This is a genomic window from Bordetella ansorpii, assembly GCF_900078315.1.
Taxonomy (GTDB): Bacteria; Pseudomonadota; Gammaproteobacteria; order Burkholderiales; family Burkholderiaceae_B; genus Bordetella; species Bordetella ansorpii.
In genome coordinates, this window is the sequence record NZ_FKBS01000014.1 from 1,089,847 (window position 1) to 1,108,940 (window position 19,094).

Annotated in this window: 21 protein-coding genes; 18 read left to right on the forward strand and 3 right to left on the reverse strand. The window is 64.9% G+C overall.

The annotated features are described in order from the left end of the window. The first annotated feature begins 164 nt into the window (after positions 1-164). On the forward strand, positions 165-593 hold the full coding sequence (locus A7W11_RS12580) for an RNA-binding S4 domain-containing protein (protein WP_066414022.1): 429 nt from the start codon (positions 165-167) through the stop codon (positions 591-593). A 73-nt stretch (positions 594-666) separates the two neighbouring features. Here the strand turns inward: A7W11_RS12580 and A7W11_RS12585 are convergent, their stop codons facing one another. After that, positions 667-1,842, reverse strand: coding sequence for a citrate/2-methylcitrate synthase (locus A7W11_RS12585; protein WP_066412652.1), 1,176 nt, complete (start codon positions 1,840-1,842; stop codon positions 667-669). A gap of 156 nt (positions 1,843-1,998) precedes the next feature. Between A7W11_RS12585 and A7W11_RS12590 the strand changes: the two genes are divergently transcribed. The 4 genes from A7W11_RS12590 to A7W11_RS12605 all read left to right on the forward strand — a co-directional run bounded on the left by A7W11_RS12590 (position 1,999) and on the right by A7W11_RS12605 (position 5,659). Then, positions 1,999-2,952, forward strand: coding sequence for a 2-hydroxyacid dehydrogenase (locus A7W11_RS12590; protein ID WP_066412655.1), 954 nt, complete (start codon positions 1,999-2,001; stop codon positions 2,950-2,952). Between the two features lie 66 nt (positions 2,953-3,018). After that, complete coding sequence (locus A7W11_RS12595; protein WP_082887214.1) at positions 3,019-3,801, forward strand: fumarylacetoacetate hydrolase family protein; 783 nt, start codon at positions 3,019-3,021, stop codon at positions 3,799-3,801. Further along, the gene (locus tag A7W11_RS12600) at positions 3,798-4,562 is read left to right on the forward strand and encodes an SDR family oxidoreductase (protein WP_066412657.1); all 765 of its coding nucleotides are present in this window, start codon (positions 3,798-3,800) and stop codon (positions 4,560-4,562) included. Before A7W11_RS12595 ends, A7W11_RS12600 begins: the two co-directional genes overlap by 4 nt. A 125-nt stretch (positions 4,563-4,687) precedes the next feature. Next, on the forward strand, positions 4,688-5,659 hold the full coding sequence (locus A7W11_RS12605; RefSeq protein WP_066412658.1) for a Bug family tripartite tricarboxylate transporter substrate binding protein: 972 nt from the start codon (positions 4,688-4,690) through the stop codon (positions 5,657-5,659). Positions 5,660-5,676: 17 nt separating this feature from the next. Here A7W11_RS12605 and A7W11_RS12610 read toward each other — a convergent pair whose 3' ends face one another. Further along, positions 5,677-6,537 carry an RNA polymerase sigma factor gene (locus tag A7W11_RS12610; protein ID WP_235816863.1) on the reverse strand — a complete coding sequence of 287 codons (861 nt, stop codon included), beginning with the start codon at positions 6,535-6,537 and terminating at the stop codon, positions 5,677-5,679. Positions 6,538-6,594: 57 nt separating this feature from the next. Here A7W11_RS12610 and A7W11_RS12615 point away from each other — a divergent pair, with 57 nt between their 5' ends. From A7W11_RS12615 to A7W11_RS27970, 3 genes are all read left to right on the forward strand, one after another. Beyond that, positions 6,595-7,194 (forward strand): ATP-dependent Clp protease proteolytic subunit, encoded by a 600-nt coding sequence (locus A7W11_RS12615; RefSeq protein WP_066412661.1) that lies wholly within the window; start codon positions 6,595-6,597, stop codon positions 7,192-7,194. A gap of 249 nt (positions 7,195-7,443) precedes the next feature. Continuing rightward, positions 7,444-7,677, forward strand: coding sequence for a hypothetical protein (locus tag A7W11_RS27965; RefSeq protein WP_156523060.1), 234 nt, complete (start codon positions 7,444-7,446; stop codon positions 7,675-7,677). Between the two features lie 4 nt (positions 7,678-7,681). After that, positions 7,682-9,292, forward strand: a complete 1,611-nt coding sequence (locus A7W11_RS27970) for a DUF6895 family protein (protein WP_156523061.1) — start codon at positions 7,682-7,684, stop codon at positions 9,290-9,292. A 658-nt stretch (positions 9,293-9,950) separates the two neighbouring features. Here the strand turns inward: A7W11_RS27970 and A7W11_RS12625 are convergent. Further along, a complete protein-coding gene (locus tag A7W11_RS12625) occupies positions 9,951-10,451 on the reverse strand; it encodes a DUF305 domain-containing protein (protein WP_003098996.1) in 501 nt (166 codons plus the stop codon). A gap of 450 nt (positions 10,452-10,901) precedes the next feature. Here A7W11_RS12625 and A7W11_RS12630 point away from each other — a divergent pair, with 450 nt between their 5' ends. From A7W11_RS12630 to A7W11_RS12675, 10 genes are all read left to right on the forward strand, one after another. Next, a complete protein-coding gene (locus A7W11_RS12630; protein WP_066412668.1) occupies positions 10,902-11,648 on the forward strand; it encodes a hypothetical protein in 747 nt (248 codons plus the stop codon). A 118-nt stretch (positions 11,649-11,766) separates the two neighbouring features. Further along, on the forward strand, positions 11,767-11,979 hold the full coding sequence (locus A7W11_RS12635; protein ID WP_003090093.1) for an AlpA family transcriptional regulator: 213 nt from the start codon (positions 11,767-11,769) through the stop codon (positions 11,977-11,979). Between the two features lie 42 nt (positions 11,980-12,021). Next, positions 12,022-12,897: a ParA family protein gene (locus A7W11_RS12640; protein ID WP_003098988.1), complete on the forward strand. Its 876-nt coding sequence runs from the start codon at positions 12,022-12,024 to the stop codon at positions 12,895-12,897. Continuing rightward, positions 12,881-13,150, forward strand: a complete 270-nt coding sequence (locus tag A7W11_RS12645; protein ID WP_003050422.1) for a hypothetical protein — start codon at positions 12,881-12,883, stop codon at positions 13,148-13,150. The genes A7W11_RS12640 and A7W11_RS12645 overlap by 17 nt, the downstream gene beginning before the upstream one ends. Beyond that, positions 13,143-14,822: a ParB family protein gene (locus A7W11_RS12650; RefSeq protein WP_004350508.1), complete on the forward strand. Its 1,680-nt coding sequence runs from the start codon at positions 13,143-13,145 to the stop codon at positions 14,820-14,822. The genes A7W11_RS12645 and A7W11_RS12650 overlap by 8 nt, the downstream gene beginning before the upstream one ends. Positions 14,823-14,836: 14 nt before the next feature. Beyond that, entirely contained in the window at positions 14,837-15,397 is a 561-nt protein-coding gene (locus A7W11_RS12655; RefSeq protein WP_003090097.1) for a DUF2857 domain-containing protein, read from the forward strand. 3 nt (positions 15,398-15,400) lie between these two features. Beyond that, the gene (locus tag A7W11_RS12660; protein WP_003116837.1) at positions 15,401-16,639 is read left to right on the forward strand and encodes an STY4528 family pathogenicity island replication protein; all 1,239 of its coding nucleotides are present in this window, start codon (positions 15,401-15,403) and stop codon (positions 16,637-16,639) included. Between the two features lie 429 nt (positions 16,640-17,068). After that, positions 17,069-17,860, forward strand: a complete 792-nt coding sequence (locus tag A7W11_RS12665; RefSeq protein WP_003116836.1) for a PFL_4669 family integrating conjugative element protein — start codon at positions 17,069-17,071, stop codon at positions 17,858-17,860. After that, positions 17,857-18,384, forward strand: coding sequence for a DUF3158 family protein (locus A7W11_RS12670; protein ID WP_003098978.1), 528 nt, complete (start codon positions 17,857-17,859; stop codon positions 18,382-18,384). The genes A7W11_RS12665 and A7W11_RS12670 overlap by 4 nt, the downstream gene beginning before the upstream one ends. 73 nt (positions 18,385-18,457) lie before the next feature. Next, entirely contained in the window at positions 18,458-18,898 is a 441-nt protein-coding gene (locus A7W11_RS12675; RefSeq protein WP_003098976.1) for a single-stranded DNA-binding protein, read from the forward strand. Positions 18,899-19,094 lie beyond the last annotated feature (196 nt).

Consider the following 19,094-nt stretch of genomic DNA (forward strand, 5'->3'; position numbering starts at 1 on the left):
TTCGCTGTACGTGTGCTATTGCGTGCGTTTTGCGAAGAAAAAGATCATATAACGTGTGTAACGAGCTTGTCAAGCGAGCGCGTGAAAAATATCGAGTCGATTCGCGGAAGCCGCCACGGCGGCGTCTTCGCCAGCCGTTCGCCGATCGCCGTATCATGTCCGGCATGTCCAAAGCCCATTCCCGTGACGCGCAAGACGGCGCGTCTTCCCAAGACAAGATCCGCCTGGATAAATGGCTGTGGGCCGCGCGTTTCTACAAGACCCGCAGCCTGGCCGCCGACGAAGTGGATAAAGGACGCGTGCTGGTCAACGGCCAGGGCGCCAAGCCCGCGCGCGAAGTGCGTCCGGGCGACGTGCTGGTGGTGCGCCGCCAGGAGCACGACATGGAAGTGCGCGTGCGCGCCATCAGCGGCGTGCGCGGCCCCGCCTCGGTGGCGGTGCTGCTGTACGAGGAAACCCCGGAAAGCCAGGCCGCCCGCCAGCGCGCGGCCGAGCAGCGCCGCCTGGCGCCCGAGCCGGCGCAGACCATCCCGGATGGCCGGCCCACCAAGCGCGACCGCCGCAGGCTGTCTTCGTGGCGGGAGGGCGGCTGATCCGGCGGTTTGCTGGCTCCGGCGATGGCGCGATAGCCATCGTGTCGTCCGGCCAGCGTCGACGCCATGCGCCTCAGGTGTCCGCCGTTGCGTCCGGCATCACCCCCACATAACGCCCGCGCGGCCGGATCACCTGGCTTTCGCTCAGTTGCTCCAGGCTGTGCGCCAGCAACCCCACGCTGCGCGCCGTGGCGAACAGGCAGAAGGCCGCGTCGGCGGGCAGCCGGTGATGCGCCACCATGGCCGCCAGCGCGGCATCGATGTTGGGCTGCTGGCCCGTCAGTTCCGTCACCTTGCGGATGAAGCGCGCGATGACCTGTGGCGGCTCGAACAGTTCCAGCAACGCCGCCGCGCGCGGATCGCCGTCGGGATACAGGTGATGCCCGAAGCCCGCCAGCGGCAGGCCTGACGACAGGTAGTGGGCGATGACCTGGTCTTCGCCCACGCGCTCGACTTCGCTGAACAGCGCCTGCACCCGGCCCGAGGCATCGCCATGCAGCGGCGCGGCCAGCGTGGTCAACCCGGTCAGCAGGCAGGCCGGCAGCGAGGCCGCGTTCGAGGCGGCGATGCGCGCGGCGAAGGCCGAGCTGGTCAGCTCGTGATCCATCAGTACGACCATGGCGGTGCGCAGGTGCTCCGCCACGCGCGCGGACTGCTTCCAGCCTTGCGCGAAGCGCTGGTGCAATGGCGCCGTGCCGGGCTTGGCGCCGAAGGCCTCGGCCAATTGCCCCACCAGGCTCTGGCATTCGTTGTGCAGCACGCGCGTCATGCGGCCGCGCGTGGAATGCCCCGTGGCCGCCAGCGAACCCAGCAACATGAACGCGGCCACGCGCCCGGTGCTTTCGCCGGGCGCCGAGCGGCCCTTGCCCGCGTGGCCGGCACAGGAGAAGTCCACCGGCTGCTCGCTGGCCCACAGCAACTGCGCCACCTCTTCGACCGTGGCCGTGCGGGCCAGCGCGATCGCGTCCTGGCCCCGGTAATACAGGCGCTGCCGCATGAAGGTGGACAGCGCCGTGGGAATGCTGGGTTCGGATCCGAACAGGGTATTGGCCGCCAGCGTTTCGTGCTTGCGCCCGGCCTGCTTGCGGCGGGCCAGGTTGGCTACGTCTTCCGCGCGGTACAGGCTGCGGCGCGTGTCCGAGGGATCCGTCATCACCTCGAGCTTGCCGCGGCTGACGTAGGCGTAGAGGGTCTGTGGGCGCACGGCCAGCAGGCTGCAGGCCTCGGCCATCGATATCCAGGAAGCCATGTTGATTCCAGAGGAGATAGAAAGTTTATATGTTGATTTTAAAGGTCAATATTGCCATAAGAATCAAGAATTAAATACCATCGTCGCATTCATTCAAAAACAAAAGCGGAGACAAGACGGGCATTGCCCGTGCCGCGCAGCAAAAGGCGTATTCCCATGAAGCCTCAGGTCCTGCAGCTCAACCCCATCCTCATTCCGGCGATCAACGACGAACTGGCCGCGCACTACGACATGCACCGGCTGTTCGAGATCGCCGATCCCGATGACTGGCTGCGCCGGCACGGCGCGTCGATCGGCGCGGTCATCACTGGCGGCCACACCGGCATCTCGCGGGCCATGCTCGAGCAGTTGCCCGGCCTGAAGGTCGTGGCCGTCAACGGCGTGGGCACCGATGCGGTCGACCTGGCGTATTGCCGTGACCGCGGTTTGCCGGTGACGTCGACGGTGGGCGCGTTGACGGAAGACGTGGCCGATCTCGCCATCGGCCTGCTGATCGCGGCCTGCCGCAATCTGTGCGCGGTGGACCGCTTCGTGCGCGAGGGACAGTGGGAACGGCACCCCCAGCCCAACGCCATTCCGTTGGCGCGCCGCTTCAGCGGCATGCGGGTGGGCATCGTGGGCATGGGCCGCGTGGGGCGAGCCGTGGCGGTGCGCGCGGCGGCCTTTGGCTGCTCCATTCTCTACACCGACCTGCGAGCGATGGACGACGTGCCGCACGCCTTCGTGGCCGACCTGGCGGATCTGGCCAACCAGTCCGATGCGCTGGTGCTGTGCGCGGCGGCCGACAAGGCCCAGGGCATCGTCGATGCCCGGGTGCTGGACGCGTTGGGGCCGCGAGGCTTCCTGGTCAACGTGGCGCGTGGCCGCCTGGTCAACGAGGCCGACCTGGCCGCCGCCGTCGAAGCCGGACGGATCGCGGGCGTGGGGCTGGACGTCTTCGTCGACGAACCGCGCGTGCCGCTGGCATTGCGGCAGTCCGAGCGCGCCACGCTGCAGGCGCACCGCGCCAGCGCTACCTGGGAAACGCGCGAGGCCATGGCGCGCATGGTGCTGGACAGCGTCGCGCAGGCGCTGGCCGGGCAACGGCCCGCCATGAGCCTCACCACCTGATCCGCCGCCTGCGATTCCGTGTCGCAGGCAACGCTTCCGTCGTACCGCTAGTGGAAGGAGACCTCCATGACGGACTTCGTTTTTCCCGCGCAGGCCATCACCGCCCTGCCCATCGTGGGCAGCGCCGCGCGCTTTCCGGTGGGCCGCGTCTTCTGCATCGGCCGCAACTACCCGTGGCGCCTGGACGAACCCGCCCCGGCGCAGATGCCGGCCTGGTTCATGAAGCCGGCCAACGCGGTGTTTCCGGCGCAGGGCGTGCTGCCCTATCCGCCCGGCACCCAGGCGTTCTGCCATGAGATCGAGCTGGTCGTGGCGATCGGCCTGGGCGGGCGCGACATCGATCCGGCGCACGTCGAGGCGCGCCATGTCTGGGGCTACGCGGCGGGGCTGGACATGACGCGGCGCGATCTGCAGCAACAGGCCAAGCAGGCGGGCGGCCCCTGGGAGCCGGCCAAGGCCTTCGATCACTCGGCGCCTTGCACACCGCTGGCGCCCGTATCGCTGTGCGGCCATCCCGGGCGGGGCGCCATCTGGCTGTCGGTCAATGGCCGCGAGCGCCAGCGCAGCGACCTGTCGAACCTGTCCTGGCCCGTGCCCGAGCTGATCGCCATGTTGTCCCGCTCGGTGACCCTGATGCCGGGCGACCTGGTCTTCACCGGCACGCCCGCGGGCGTCGACACGCTGCAGCCGGGCGACGAGATCCGCGCCGGCATCGAAGGCGTCGGGCAGTTGGCGATGACCGTGTCGGGCGCCGTCAACGCCGTGCTGGCCGACTTTTCCCCGGACGCGACGCGCCGCCGCGCCACGCCTGATTTGCCGAACCCCAACTACGCAGGAGCTTTGCCGTGAACGTAACTTCTACCCCGAAAATCGCCCTGGTCACCGGCGCCGGCAGCGGCGTGGGCCGCCTGACGGCGCTCGGCCTGCTGGACGACGGCTGGACCGTCGTGCTGGCCGGCCGCCGTGCGGACCCCTTGCAGACGCTGGCCGCTGAAGCCGCCACGCGCGGCCAGAAGGCGCTGGCCGTGCCCACCGACGTCACCGATCCGGACAGCGTGCAGGCGCTGTTCGGCACCATCGAGCGCGAGTACGGCCGCCTGGACATGCTGTTCAACAACGCGGGCGTCAACGCGCCCGCGGTGCCCATGGACGAACTGCCGCTGGACAAGTGGTTCGCCACGATCAACACCAACGTCACGGGCGTGTACCTGTGCGCGCGGGCGGCCTTCGGGCTGATGCGCCGCCAGTCGCCGCAGGGCGGCCGCATCATCAACAACGGCTCGATCTCGGCGCATACGCCGCGGCCCTTCACCGCGCCCTATACCGCCAGCAAGCACGCCGTCACCGGGCTGACCAAGGCCCTGGCGCTGGATGGCCGCGCCTTCAACATCGTGGCCGGCCAGATCGACATCGGCAATGCCCTGACCGAACTGTCCGAGCGCATGAAGCGCGGCGTGCTGCAGGCCAACGGCACCACCGCGCCCGAACCCATGATGGACGCGGTGCACGTGGCCAACGCGGTGCGCCACATGGCTTCGCTGCCGTTGGACGCCAACGTGCTGACCATGACCGTGATGGCGGCCAACATGCCTTTCGTGGGGCGTGGCTGATGTGAACCCATTCGGCCCGCCCCGGCGGTGAACGCGCCGGGGCGGGCAGCTTCAGCCCTCCGGGGCCGCACAGGCCCGCGGGGGTTTCCATAAGAGTTGGGTATCAACCGAAGGAGACAACAGACATGAAGTTCAACCCCCTCATCAAGATGCTGATGGCCGCGGCCGTCGTGGCGGCCGTGCCCGGCGTGGCGGCGGCGAAGTATCCGGACCACGCCATCAAGATCATCGTGCCCGCGCCGCCGGGTGGCGGCATCGACATCATCGCGCGCGTGGTCGGCGAGAAGCTGTCCACGGCATTGGGCCAGCCCGTGGTGGTCGATAACCGGCCCGGCGCGTCCAACAATCTGGGCACGGAGATGCTGGCCAACTCCAAGCCCGACGGCTACACCATCGGCATCGTGGGCGGCAGCCACAACATCAACAAGTTCCTGTTCAAGAACCTGGGCTGGGATCCCGAGAAGAGCTTCGAGCCCATCGTCTATTCGCACGAGATTCCGCTGGTGTTCGCCGTGTATCCGAAGATTCCGGCCAAGACGCTGCCCGAACTGGTGACGTGGATGAAGGCGCATCCGGACGAGGCCAAGGTGGCCACGTCGGGCCGGGGCAGCGCGCAGGAGATGGCGGCCGAGATGTTCAAGCTGGCCAGCGGCGCGCCCATGCTGCTGATTCCGTACAAGGGCTCGTCGGCCGCGCATCCCGATCTGGTGGCGGGCCGCACGATGCTCTACATCGATACGGTCAGCGCCATCCAGGAGCAGGTGAAGTCGGGCCGCGTGAATGCCGTGGCGGTGTCGTCCAGCCAGCGCAGCAAGTCCTTGCCTGAAATCCCCACGGCGCAGGAGCAGGGGTTCAAGGACTACAACGCCAATACCAACGGCGGCTTCCTGGCGCCGGCCGGCACACCGAAGGAGATCGTGGACAAGCTCAACGCCGAGATCAACAAGGCGTTGAAGATGCCCGACGTGCGGCAGAAGCTGGAAGCCGCCGGCATCGAAGTCCAGGGCGGCACGCCGCAGGACTACGCCAAGGTGATCCGTTCCGACCTGGACAAGTGGGGCAAGGTGATCCAGCAGGCGGGCATCCAGTCGGAATAGGCCTGGCGCGGCAAGTTTCAGCAAACGGCCAGCGCCGCATCTTCGGTAGCGGGGGCGGCGCAGCGCATCGGCGGGTGGGTCTCGCGCGCGCCGGGCACGCCGACCCGGGGCGGGACGGCCGCGATGCCGCCCGCGCCCGTGATCGCCGTCAGCGCCATCAGGTTAGGGGCGCGCTGGCGCGGCGAACCGTCGCTCGGCCTATCGCCTTCCTGCATGCCCGATACGGCGTTCGCCGCCACTGTCATGGCTTGCGGGCTGCAGGCGCGCAGTACGGCGACCAGGCCGCCCGCATCGCGTTGGGCCAACGCCTGGCGGCAAAGCGCGAACAGATAGGCCGCGTCTTCGTCCAGATCGTCTTCGGCCTGTCCGGGATCCCGCGCCGGCGCCGCACGCAGGCGCTTCAGCAGGCGATGCAGGTGCTGGCGCGAGGCCGCTTCGCTGCGCCCGGTCAGCGCGCCGAGTTCCGCATGGGTGAATTCGAAAACCTCGTAGAGCACCACGGCCGCCGCATCGCCGGGCGCCAGGGTGCGCGCCAGGTGCGCCAGGGCGGCTTCCACGCGCTGCGCCTGGTCGGCCAGCCGTTGCGGCCAATCGCCTTCGACCTGGCGCGCCGTGCCGGCCATTTGGCCGAGGATCTCCCGATAACGCCCCTGGCGACGCAGGAAATCGATGCATAGATGGTGCAGCACCGTCGCCAGCCACGCCTGCCGGCCGGCTTCGGTGGGCGGCAACGCATCGTCCGCCGTGCGCAAGTAGGCGTCCTGTACCAAGTCTTCGGCCTGGCCGCCGTGCATCAGCCAGCGCCGCGCCATCCCGGTCAGGCGCCTGCGCAGGGATTCGTCGTGGGCCAGGGGGTGCGGGGGCGGGGCGGATGTCACGTTTTCGATCGCTCGTTCGTATACCGGTCGGAACTTAACATGAAAGGAGTTTCCGCCATGCACGCCACCGATCCCGACCCGTCCGCCGCGCCGGCTCCCGCCTCGAACAGCGCCTTCCTGGAAGAAAAGACCTTCCGCAACCGCACCGTGCTGGTCTTCGGCAGCATCACCGATACCAGCGCGTCGGAAACCGTGAGGCGCCTGCTGATGCTGGACGCGGAATCCGACGCGCCCATCAACATGATCGTTTCATCTCCCGGCGGCCACCTGGAATCCGGCGACGCCATCCACGACGTGCTGCGCTTCATCAGCGCCCCGGTCAACATGATCGGCACCGGCTGGGTCGGCAGCGCCGCTACGCACTTGTATCTGGGAGCGCCTCGCGAGCGCCGCGTCTGCCTGCCGCAAACCCGCTTCCTGATCCATCAGCCCAGCGGCGGCGCGGGCGGCCCGGCCAGCGACATCGCCATCCAGGCCCGCGAAATCGTCAAGGCGCGCGAACGCATCGCCCGCGTCATCGCGCGTGAATGCGGGCAACCCCTGGAGCGCGTCTTGGCGGACATCGAGCGCGACCACTGGATGCCGGCAGAGGATGCGGTGGCTTATGGCCTGGTGTCGCGCATCATCGAGCGGCGCACGGAGCTGGGGTTGGGTTGACTAAAAATGCAGTCCGAGACGATGGATTTTTGCTCGGAGCGTGTGACTGTCGACGCAGGCGCCGCATCGTATTAGCGCTTTTAGGCAGTTCACCGGAAGCGATCTATGCCGGCTATCTAGACATAGATAAGCGATGGTTGTTGGTGCAGTTTATTGCTGATGTTTACGCGAAGACTTATTTGTTTACATCGTTTTTTCCTGATAGTACGATGGGGTCGCAATTTCCCCGTTCATGATCAGGAGCGTGCAATGGCTACAAAAAAAGCAATGGTTGCAAAAAAGGTAACCCCGGCAAAGCGTTCCAAAAGCGCTGCCGGCTCTGATGCTGTTGATGTCAATGCGATCCTTCAGTCCGCCATCAAATCGGGTTTGATAAAAAGCGATACGACCGTTGCAGAGGTCGTGGCAATGGCCGGGAGCCCCGAGGTAGGTACTCTTGGATATGCCATGGCCTGGGATCGTTATGTCGCAGTCGTGAAATAGCGCTGTGTCGACTGAGATTGGGGCCAATGGCCCCATTTTTTTTGATCTGCAGGACACTGAGGCCTGGCTGGTCAGCGGCATCCATGGCATGGGGGCTATTGTTGATGGGGATGAGCGGCGAACTCTTCGAAAAGTGAAGGCTATTGTCGAGCTGCTTTTCTGGGAGTCCTATGTTATCTCCAAGCCCTCGTCCGAGATGCTGCAAGCACTGCGTGAGAAACTGGCAGCGGAGGTTGGGCCGTTGCTTCAGTTTTTTTGGCATCACCTCGAGACAGATACTCTTGCTCGGGTGTGCTCGGGGATGATGTTGGATCTGGGGTTGATTGAGCGAGATCATTCGCTATTGCAGGCAATCCTATTCGAACTCTCTCACACCTATCATGAGCAACTTCCATTCCGGGCGCTTGATGCGGCCCATGCGACGTGGAAGTTTTGGGAGACCGAGTCTTCCAGGCCGAATTTTCCGCTCAATCCAAGCTTCAAGGGACATCTGCTTCCCCGTACGCTCGCTGACGAATATGCCTTAACTCACACTATTTTTTATCTGACGGATTTCGGAAAGAATCCTGAGGCGCTGGGAGCTGGAGCAAGGGCAGTAGAGCAACGGCTCAGATCACTGGTGACCGAAGCGTGGGTGTCTGGAAATCTTGATATTCTGGCCGAGCATCTTCTATGTTTGCGATTCATTGGCCAGGGTCAGTCAGGCGATAGCGGCTGGTATTCTCAGGAGTTGTTTCGTCAACAGATTGACAATCGATACTGGCAGGGGCCCTTGCAGCTCGGTTGCCAACTTTTGTCCGAAGGCTTTGAACGTGAGCAACTATTGTTCTTTGAAAACTATCACACGACTCTTCTTGTTCGAGACGTGCTTCTCGGGCAGGTAATCGGGGTAGCGCCATGCATAGTGAAAAGCGCTTCGGCGCCTAGGAATTTTGTTGCTCCTGCTCTTCGGCCGGGAAACTTTGACAAGCTGCTGCAGCTTCAGTCATTTTCTACGACGATTTTTTGTCAAGAGCTGGCCGATCCAGAATCGATTCAATTGAACCTGATGGCCCTGAGCCGTTGGACACGGTCTGGGCAAGGTATCCATCGAGCATCATTGGAGAAATTGAGGCTTCCAATTGATGCCTTGGCTGGCATCGAGCATGAACCAGAAAAATCCAGTGTCGCCCTTACGGTAGCGCTTGCTCAGGCTTTGAAGTCCTGGTTTGCTGCCCACGCTCCATCTGAGACGAGAGCCTATGACCAGAAGGGGCTCGAGAAGTCGATGCGCCGGCTGCTGAGTGCACAGCCTGCGGAAGCCAATCTTGAGCTTACGTATGGTGTCAAGACGGAAGTGGTGTGTATTGTGGCATTGAAGCTTGGCCCTGGAGAAACACCGCCGTTCTGGTCCAATGCGCTGCGTGGCCTTCTGCAACGAGCCGTTCGGCATCGGGATCTCGTCAACATGACATATTTGCTCTGGGCTGCTGATGTGATGGGCCTCGTTGTTGAGGAAGACATCGCGGCGCGCGGCCTTAACCTGATCAACTTTTATCTGAGCCAGCCTCCCCAATCGATCTTGCTGCTCAAAGCGGCGAAGATGGGGCAGATGTTACTCACCCAGGAGCATTGACGTCGATCGAACTGGGCCAGGCAAATTGGCTGGCCAATCGATGAGAATGGCTGAGACTTGGTTGTCCGAGTCTTGGGTGCCCTACGGCACGCGATTGGCGAGAATGCCGTGCGCTAGCTCATGCGCAAGCGCTTGGACTCGATGAGGTTGAGCCGCGAGGGATGCTTCTGGTGAGCAACCCATGCTTCAGAAACAAAAAAGGAGCCTAAGCTCCTTTATGGCCCATGAGTCGATGGCGCTTCATGGAAAAATCTGGAGCGGGAGACGAGTCATGCACTAGAGCGCTAAGTCTCTGTTTCCCAATCACTTTCTCCACTGTGGTGATCAGCGAAGAACTCAATTATAGCCTTGTTTTTCGCCCTCGGCAACAAAGTTCATCCAACCACTTCCACCAGCGTCCAAGGATGATCCATCCACCCGTCGTTACGCCTGATGCGTCCAGCTGCTGAGCGGGTTCGCTATCGAACTCCAACTTGCGACGATCATGACTTGCGCTCGCTCCGCAGGCAGCGCGGGGTGGTGTCGCGTGGACTACCTGGCACCTGGACGGCTGTAGGACACAACCGCCGGCATCGGAACACCGCAAGTACTCATCTTTACATCGCTGCGGCTAACTTCGCCGGAGCGCAACGCGGCGCCAGTGTAGTGGCAGCCAGCCTCAACGAAGGCGTGCAGCAATCCGGTTCATCTGCTCGATCTCCGCGCGCTGGCCATCGGAAATCGCTTGGCATAGGTTGACGAGTTCCGGATCTGAGAGCTGCGCCTCGCGGCACATGAGGATCGCTCCCGAATGGTGCGGGACCATAGACGCGATGAACTGTCGATCGCCGATTCCGGTTTGAGCACGGGTAGCGGCAAAAGAACCGAGTGTGAGAACGGCAAACAAGCCGTACAGCACGAGATTGAGCCGCCGGTTTGGAAACATGCCGGGCATTGTCGCTAGCATGAAGATGCCCATTGGCGCCCACATAGTGACCGCCATGTAGAGCATGTTGAGATTGTTTCTGAAGTCCCTGGCGCCGTCGATCATGCTGAACATTACGAAGTACATGACGACGAGGCCCAACACCATGTTCACCCAGAACTTGGCGTATGGTCGGCCGTGCTTACCCATCTGACCGGATGTGTGATGTTGATGTTCATGGGAATGTTCAGCCATCTCCGTCTCCTATGTGCTGGGGCAACCTGGCAGGGTCACTGGTACTGCGGCAGATACTTTGTCGATATATCAGCATGTGGAGCGATGCATCACTAACCGCTGATTTCCAGTCCCCAACTGGACGTAGGGGCGTCGAACGCTTCAACTCGCTGGTCTTGAACCGTCTGGATATCAGACCATACCAAATCGGTCTTGATGGGCTTTGCGCCACCTATGACGCTGGTACCGTGAGCGCCAATATCGAGCTTGCGTCCTCATCGCTCGATGGGCCGGCAACTGATCGATTCTTGCATATCAAGCAAGACAAGGCCACCTGCGGCGGACGCCAATGGCCTCCTCCGCCTTCGCTTAGGGCATCGCCTCAAGCGTCCGTCGCAGGCCATAACGACACAACAGCCCTTGGGCAAGAAAGGAGCCGGTGATGTAGCGCACCCGAAAGGAGACGAAGACATGCACAAGGACATTTCAACATCAAAGGTGTTCTATCGTCCCATCGAGGCGGCCATCCGATGGGCTGGGTTGCTGCGGTATCTCCCGATGATCCTGGCCACGATCGCGTCACCGCGTGTCCTGCCTCGGTCGCTGAACTGCCCTCGATGGAATGAGTGCCCGCTGCACTCGGAACGTATCTATGACGGCATCCTCAACGGAGAGCTGCCCTACGGCAAGAACGGGATCACGCTCAATGATCCGAACCTGCTCAATTCTCTGGATCTGACTGTTCGCCATGTCGATCTAAAACGCTGGATGCGCACCCACTATCCCGAGCACCGGCCAGGATTTCTGTTCAGCCGTGGCGAACGCATGGCGCATCCTTTCATCACCATGGAAACAGGACAGGCGATCCTCGTGGAGCGGCTGGCCCTTCAGGCCGCGCTTGAACAAGCCCGACGTGAGATGCGAGAACTGCAGGAGCAGCACGACACGCTACTCAAGCAATCCTCGGTGCTGTTGGCATCCAAGCAATGCGAGATCAGCGAACGGGCGGAAACGACCTATCTCAACATCATTGGAGGGATGTTGACGCTGATGCTGAGCCAGTCGCCTTCAGGCGTGCCCTATTCCAGCTTCAAAACGCAGGAGGCCCTTGTCTCTGCATTGGTCGCCCACTACGGCGGCACCATGGGCATCACTGAGCGCACCTTAAACGGAAAGTTCGCCAACGCTAAGAGGTACGTTCGTAGCGCAAGCGCATGAGGTTATCCAGCTTGTATGTGCAATCGCGGAGATTGCATTTGCAATGTCTTTCCGCAGCCAGGTCTATTGAATAGAGGTCACGCCAACAAACGCCACCGAGCGTTCAGGAGTGACCGCCATGTCGCAGACCCCTGTACTCCCGCCGAACGAGCGCCGCATCCTGCGGCTCGATGAAGTCGAAGCGAAGTCCGGCTTCAAACGCGCCCACATCTACAACCTGATGAAGAAGCGCCAGTTCCCTCAGGCGCTGCGCCTGGGCGTGCGCGCTGTCGGCTGGGATTCGATCGAAATCGACCAGTGGATCGCCGAGCGCCTCAACCACCGGACCTGACCCGCTCTCCCGCGGACTTCCCATTCCCAGCCGGAGAGCGCCATGCAGGTCGTGTCCATCATTTCAACGAAGGGCGGCGTCGGCAAGACCACGACGGCCGCCAACCTGGGCGGGCTCGCCGCGGACGCGGGCCTGCGCGTGCTGCTGCTCGATCTCGACGTGCAGCCCACCTTGTCCTCCTACTACGAACTGACCCAGCGCGCGCCGGGCGGCATCTATGAGCTGTTGGCCTTCAACGAGCGCGACCTTGGCCAGCTCGTGTCCCGCACGATCATCGCGGGCCTGGACCTGGTGCTGTCCGACGACCACCGGGGCGAGCTGAACACGTTGTTGCTGCATGCGCCGGATGGCCGCCTGCGGTTGCGGCATCTGCTGCCAGCACTTGCTCCCCTCTACGACCTGGTGCTGATCGACACCCAGGGCGCGCGTTCCGTGCTGCTGGAGATGGCGGTGCTCGCCTCCGATCTCGCGCTGTCGCCCGTCACGCCGGAGATCCTCGCGGCACGCGAGCTGCGGCGCGGCACCATGCAGTTGCTCGAAGACATTGCGCCGTACCGGCACCTGGGCATCGAACCGCCGCCGCTGCACTTGCTCATCAACCGCGTCCACCCGGTGTCCGCCAACGCACGGCTGATCCAGCAGGCCTTGCGCGACCTGTTCCAGGACAGCGCCGGCATCCGCGTGCTCGCCACCGACGTGCCGGCCATAGAAGCGTATCCACGTGCCGCAACGCGCGGCCTGCCGGTGCATCGGGTCGAGCACCGCCAGCCGCCCGGCAGAGTCGCCCCTGCCGCGCTCGACACGATGCGCGCGCTCGCCAGCGAGTTGTTCCCGCAATGGCAGGACCGACTGGCTCAAGTATCCGGCCGCCCGCAGCGACCTCTTGATCCTGGGAGGCCCCATGGCGAACGCACATGAGCTGGCCCGCGGCCACAAGCGGCTGCGCGCCCTGATCGAGTTCGCGGTCGGTGAGGGCTGGCACGTCAAGCGCACGCCGGGCGGGCACCTCAAGTTCACCAAGGCCGGCTGCGCGGCGATCTACACGAGTTCGACAGCGAGTGACCACCGGGCCGAATTGAACGCCCGTGCGCAGATCCGCCGCGCCGAGCGAGAGGCCCGCATGGCGCCGGCCGGCGGTCGTGGGGACTGCGAGGGGTGCGGCCATGGCTGACATGACCTCGCAGGACATGGCAGGCAAGCTGCTCGCGGCCGGCTTCGAGCGCAGCGGCCCAGCGGCTACGGCCTTGAGCGACCCGATCGCGGACACGCCCATGGTCGTGACGCTGGACCAGTTGCGGCCCTACGACCATGACCCGCGCATGAAGCGCAACCCGGCTTACGAGGAAATCAAGGCATCCATCCGCGAGCGCGGCCTGGACGCGGCGCCGGCCATCACGCGCAGGCCCGGCGAGGACCACTACATCATCCGCAACGGCGGCAACACGCGACTGGCGATCCTGCGCGAACTCTGGTCGGAGACCAAGGAAGAACGCTTCTTCCGCATATCGTGCCTGTTCCGACCATGGCCGGAGCGCGGTGAAATCGTCGCGCTGACCGGGCATCTTGCCGAGAACGAACTGCGCGGCGGCCTCACGTTCATCGAGCGCGCGCTCGGCGTCGAGAAAGCACGGGAGTTCTACGAGCAGGAGAGCGGCGCCGCCCTGAGCCAGTCGGAACTGGCCCGCCGCCTGGCGGCCGATGGCTTCCCCGTCCAGCGGTCGCACATCACCCGCATGGCCGACGCGGTGCGCTACCTGCTGCCCGCCATTCCCACTGTGCTCTATGGCGGCCTGGGGCGCCACCAGGTCGAGCGGCTGTCGGTCATGCGCACGGCCTGCAAACGCACCTGGGAGCACTACGCCAAGGACCGTTCGCTGCCGCTGGACTTCGACAGTTTCTTTCAGGAGGTGCTGGCGCAGTTCGACACGCAGGGCGACGAGTTCGCGCCGCAGCGCGTGCAAGACGAGCTGATCGGCCAGATGTCCGAGCTGCTGGGCATCGGCTACGACGTGCTGGCGCTGGACCTGACCGAATCGGAAAGCCGCCACCGGGCGCTGGTCAGTGACCCGACGCCACCTGCGGCGCAGCCGGCGTTGCCTTCGCCCACCGCCGGCACGCCGACTCCGCCGGGCGCAGCATCGTCCATCGCCACGCCTGCAGCGGCGGCCGGTCCTCCACCCGCCAGCCCTCCGGCGTCCGAGCCCACCTTGCGCCACGACGACACGGCGGTTGGCGAAGCGGCCACGGGAAGCCAGCCGGCCGCACCGGGCGATCTGCTTCGCGAGCACATCGTCTCGCCAGCACCGACGACAGAACGGCTCCAATCGATCCAGCGCATGGTCGCCGACCAGTTGGGCGATGCGCTGCCGCCCGACTTCTCGGCGAGCGTGCTGCAGTCCATCCCGGTGCAAGCCGGCGGACTCTATCCGATCTCCGACGTCTGGTACATCGACGCCGGCCTGGACACGCCCGATCGGCTGCGCATCCACATCGCGCAGTTCGCGCGCGAGATCGCCGGGGAGGCAGGCCTGGACGAGTGCATCGAGGATCGCGCCGATGGCATCGGGTTTGCGTGCCGCGCCCGCGGCCAAGCCCCGTCGCCGCTCGGCCGCGCGGTGCTGACGCTGCTCACTTCCCTGACGGGTCAGCCCGTCGCCGAAGCGGGCCTGGACGGCGCGCAGCTCGCCGCCGACCTGCCGACCCTGTTGCACGGCCAGAGCCAAGGCCATGGCAGCGGCGCAAGGCGCTTGAGCGACACGGCGTTGGTCAAGCTCTTTCGGCTGCTGCGCCTCGCCCGGCGTCTGCTGGACCTGGAAGCCGGCACCACGGCGCCCGGGACGTGAGCGAGGGAGGCCGCATGTCCACATCGCATCCGCTCAACCAGGCCGTGATTGCCCAGGCGCTGTATGACCTTCGCAACGGCCAACTGCGCCGCTGCAAGGCCATGGGCTTCGGCGAGGCCGAGCTGGATGCGCTCAAGCACCCCGCGCTGATCAGCGTGCTGGCCAACGCCAGCGTCTCGTGGTGCTCGGTCACGGTCAACCGCGAAGTGCTGCAGCGCCTGCTCAACCAGGCACAGGACGTGGAGAAGGAAATCGCCACGGTCGATCGCATGCTGCGGCTGGGGGCCAGCACGGAGATGGTCAGCCGCTTCTATGGCCTGACCCATCAGGAAGTCGCCCTGCGGCGGGAGATCCTCGGCCTGCCCAAGCGCAAGGGGCGCCACCCCGTCCTGGACGAGACCCAGGACACCGAACTGTGGCGGCAATGGAAAGCCGTGACCAGCAGCAGGAACGTCGATCTGGAGGACGAGACCTCGATTCTCGATGCGGCCATGGACCTGGCCGAGGGCATGTCGCTGCCGCTCTCGGTGGTCTGGGCCGCGATCAGGAACTGGGTCGATCAGGGATTGGGCTAGGCCATGGCCGTGGACGACACCGCCCCACGAGCCCAGCGCCCTGGCCCCATCGCACTCGCCGACCTGTTCGACGCTGCGCTGAAGGACCTCGCGCCCAAGTCCAGCTCTGGCGCTCCCGCGTCCCTGCCTGCTCCAACGCCCACGCCTCCTACGTCCGGCGACGCCTTCCTGTTCAGTGGCAATCGGCACGAGAGCGTGCCGCGGCGGCTGTTCCTCGACCGCCGCCTGACACCGCTGGAGCGCAACGCCTGGCAGGTGTTCCGATTGATGCTCAACGACGATGGCGTCACGGCATTTCCCACCTATGAGCAGTTGCGCCCCTGGCTGGCGTCGATGCCCTGCGCAGGCCAGGCCTCCCATGAGACCGTGGCGCGGGCGCTGACGCTGCTGCGCCTGACGCGCTGGCTGAGCCTCGTGCGACGACGGCGCGACCCCAAGACCGGTCGCATCCTCGGCAACCTCTACGTCCTGCACGACGAACCGCTGACGCCGTTCGAGGCGATGCAACTCGACGCCGACTACCTGGCCCTGGTCAGCCAGTCGCTGGGGCATTCGGCCAAGGCCGTCCAGGTGGTGGGACTCAACACCCTCCAGGAGATCGCGGACGACCCGATGCTGTCCGGACGCACCTTGCCGTCGCGGCTGCAAGTGCTCGCCGAGCGCCTGGCCGACCAGGGCATCACCGCCTCCGAAAGTTATCCACAGGAGGATGCGGTCCACGATTCCGAAGAAGGGCCCGCGAGCCTTCTTCGGAATGGCGATCGCCCATCTTCGGAATCCGAAGCAGGGCCGAAACCCGCGCCAGACGGCGCTCTTCGGAATTCGAAGCAGGACCGTACAGTACGTAGTAGTCGTATTGATGAAGTACGTACTACCGCGCAGGCGCGTGCGCTGGGCGACCTGCAATGGCCCAAGCGCTTCGCGGAACTGAAGGCGGAACAGCAGGCCGGAGCCAAGATGGCGTTGCAGCAGGTGGACGCTGCCCTGCGGCAGGCCGTGCTGGACGAATGGGCCGCACGGTGCGGCAAGCATGGCATCCGCAACCCCGCCGGTTATCTGTTCGGCATCATCCAGCGCGCCATGCGCGGCGAGTTCAATGCCTGGGCCAAGCAGACCGGCCCGGCACCGCCAACACCATCGGCGGCGCGAGCGCCACCAACCGAGCCGCCGCGCAACGTCGTGCCGCCCGAGGTGGCCCGGCAGCACATCGAGCGCCTGCGCGATCTGCTGCGCAAATCCTGAGCACAGGGCTTGTCAAAGCCGTGAAGTAGATCTCCATGGCGGTCGGCAGAAACGGTCCCCTGGGGACGGCTGTGCGGTGAAGCGCCGGGCGACGGCGCGACATGCTGCGCAAAACCTGAGTAGAGCGCATGCAAGACCATGAAGCAGACCTCCATGGCGCTCAACGGAACGGTCCCCTGGGGACGGCTGCGCGGCGAAGGATCGTGTCGAACGGCAGCGCGACGTGCGGTGCAGCACGCATACCGTCAACAACCGAGGACGGGAACGCCGATGTGAGTGCCCATCTGCGGAGCGGTCCCCAGGGGACCGTTGCGCGCTGCGCCGCCAGCGCGCACAGAACCGGGGGTCGGCTCATTTCGGTTTGTTGACTGACTGCCTTCCGCTGCATGCGGATGCTGGCGGCTCCCTGTCCACCAGCGAGCGATCACCATGGCAACCAGCAACGAACCATTGCAACTCAACCTCGGCTCCCTGCGCAGCGCGATGTCGCTGACGCTGCACACCCACCACGCCTCGCGCATCTGGCATGGCCGCGCCGCCGCCGAGGGGCGACCCGGCATCGTCGGCCTGAACGGCTACATCGCCGTGATGAACAAGATGAAGCGCGGCTCGGAGCAGGACGACCCGTACAGCGACTGGTGGATGTTGCGCATCGAGGAAAAGCTCGACCAGACCAGGACCACGTTGCAATCGCTGCGCGAGCAGGTTGACCAGGCACTGGCCGGCGTGCCTGCGGCGTTGAGCCTGGGTGAGAACCTCAACGTGCAGCCGGTGAAGCTCCCCTTGTTCGTGAACGCGCAGCTCGGCTTTGCCGCCGTCTATCTGCTGGCCGACTACGACGACATCGCCCGCAAGCTGATCCTCGCCCACCACACCGCGCTGATCGATCGCTCGACGTTGGAGCGCTGGCTCAACGAAGGTGCCCACGCGCTGCGCAGCCTGTTCAGCCTGGCCCAGCAATACCGCTACTCGGGCTGCACCCGCGACGACTTCGCGGCCAAGAACGCCGCAGCTCGGGCAGCATTGGAGAAGTTCGGCGAACTGCCGCAGGACGTGCTCGAAGGCATGCGCCGCTCGAAGTTTGCGCCGCCCGTCGTGCGCCGTGGTCTGCAACAGCGTGGTGATAGCGCTGCCGCAGCCGCATCTCCCACCGACGAAGGCGCTGCCGCCGATTCGGCCGAGGCCAAGTCCACAGCCGCCGGCGAGGACGAACCGGCATGAGCGACCCGAACCGCGAACCGCGCTACTTCCGTCGTCTGGAACAGCCAGCCTTCATGCGGCTGGAACACGCGGCCTCTCTAAAAGGCCTTTTAAAGCCTTTTAAAGGTAAAGGGGACTTCGAGGCCTGGGCCAGCCAGTGCTTCGCCATGCGCGACGAGTTGATTGCCCTGGCGCAGCGACAGGTGCTGCCACAGGCGTGCGGGCATCCCTTCCACCTGCTTCCCGTCGAGCTGGCCCAGCAGACCACTGGCGCAGGCACGACCTTTCTTCGCTGGCGCAAGCACGATCGATCGGCCATGGGCGTGGCGTTGTGGCAGGAGCTGATGGCGAGCCCCAGCACGCCGGTCAACCTGCTGCACGACCTGCACGAGATCGAACTGCAGCGCGTCATGCTGAACATGCAGATCAGCCTGCTGCACACCCTGGGCAGGCAAGCACAGGAATGCGCCAGCAAGGCCGCGCAGGCGGACAACACCTACCTGCGCCGGCTCGCGTCCGTTCCTGCCGCAGTGCGCGATCGGTGATTGCGCCTGCCATCCGAGCACGCGCCCGAGCCCAACGAGGCACGGGTATTTCAACCACCACGGAGATTCCAACATGAGCACACAATTCATCGGCGAGGGCAACATCGGATCGCCTCCCGAGTACCGCGAATTCCCCAATGGCAACGACGATCCTCGCCGGTTGCTCCGGCTGAACGTGTACTTCGACAACCCCGTCCCCACCAAGGGCGGCGAGTTCGAGGACCGCGGCGGCTTCTGGGCGCCGGTGGAACTCTGGCACCACGACGCCGACCGCTGGCAGCAGCTCTACCAGAAGGGCATGCGGGTGCTGGTCGTCGGCCGCATGGAGCGCGACCCCTGGACGGACAACGAAGATCAGCCGCGTGAGACTTGGCAGGTCAACGCGCGCAGTGTCGGCATCCTGCCGTACCGCATCGAGTCTGTGGCCCTCAGCCCGAAGCCACAGGAGGCAGAGCCGAAGCCCCAGGCCACCCAGGAATCGACGGCGCCGAAAGAGACCAAGCGCAGGAAGTGATCGGGCATGGAGGGCGGCTGCCGCAGTGCTTCGCCGCCCTCCATGCGCTGCGAATTATCCCCAGGGGATAGCTCCACCAACGTCCACCGAGTTCCACGCGCGCTCCCGGAAATCGCGGCTCTCGGCCCGCACACTTCCGGCCACGCACCTTCCCCGCACTCGCCATTTCATCGGCGTGAAAGCGGTCGCTGCCGCA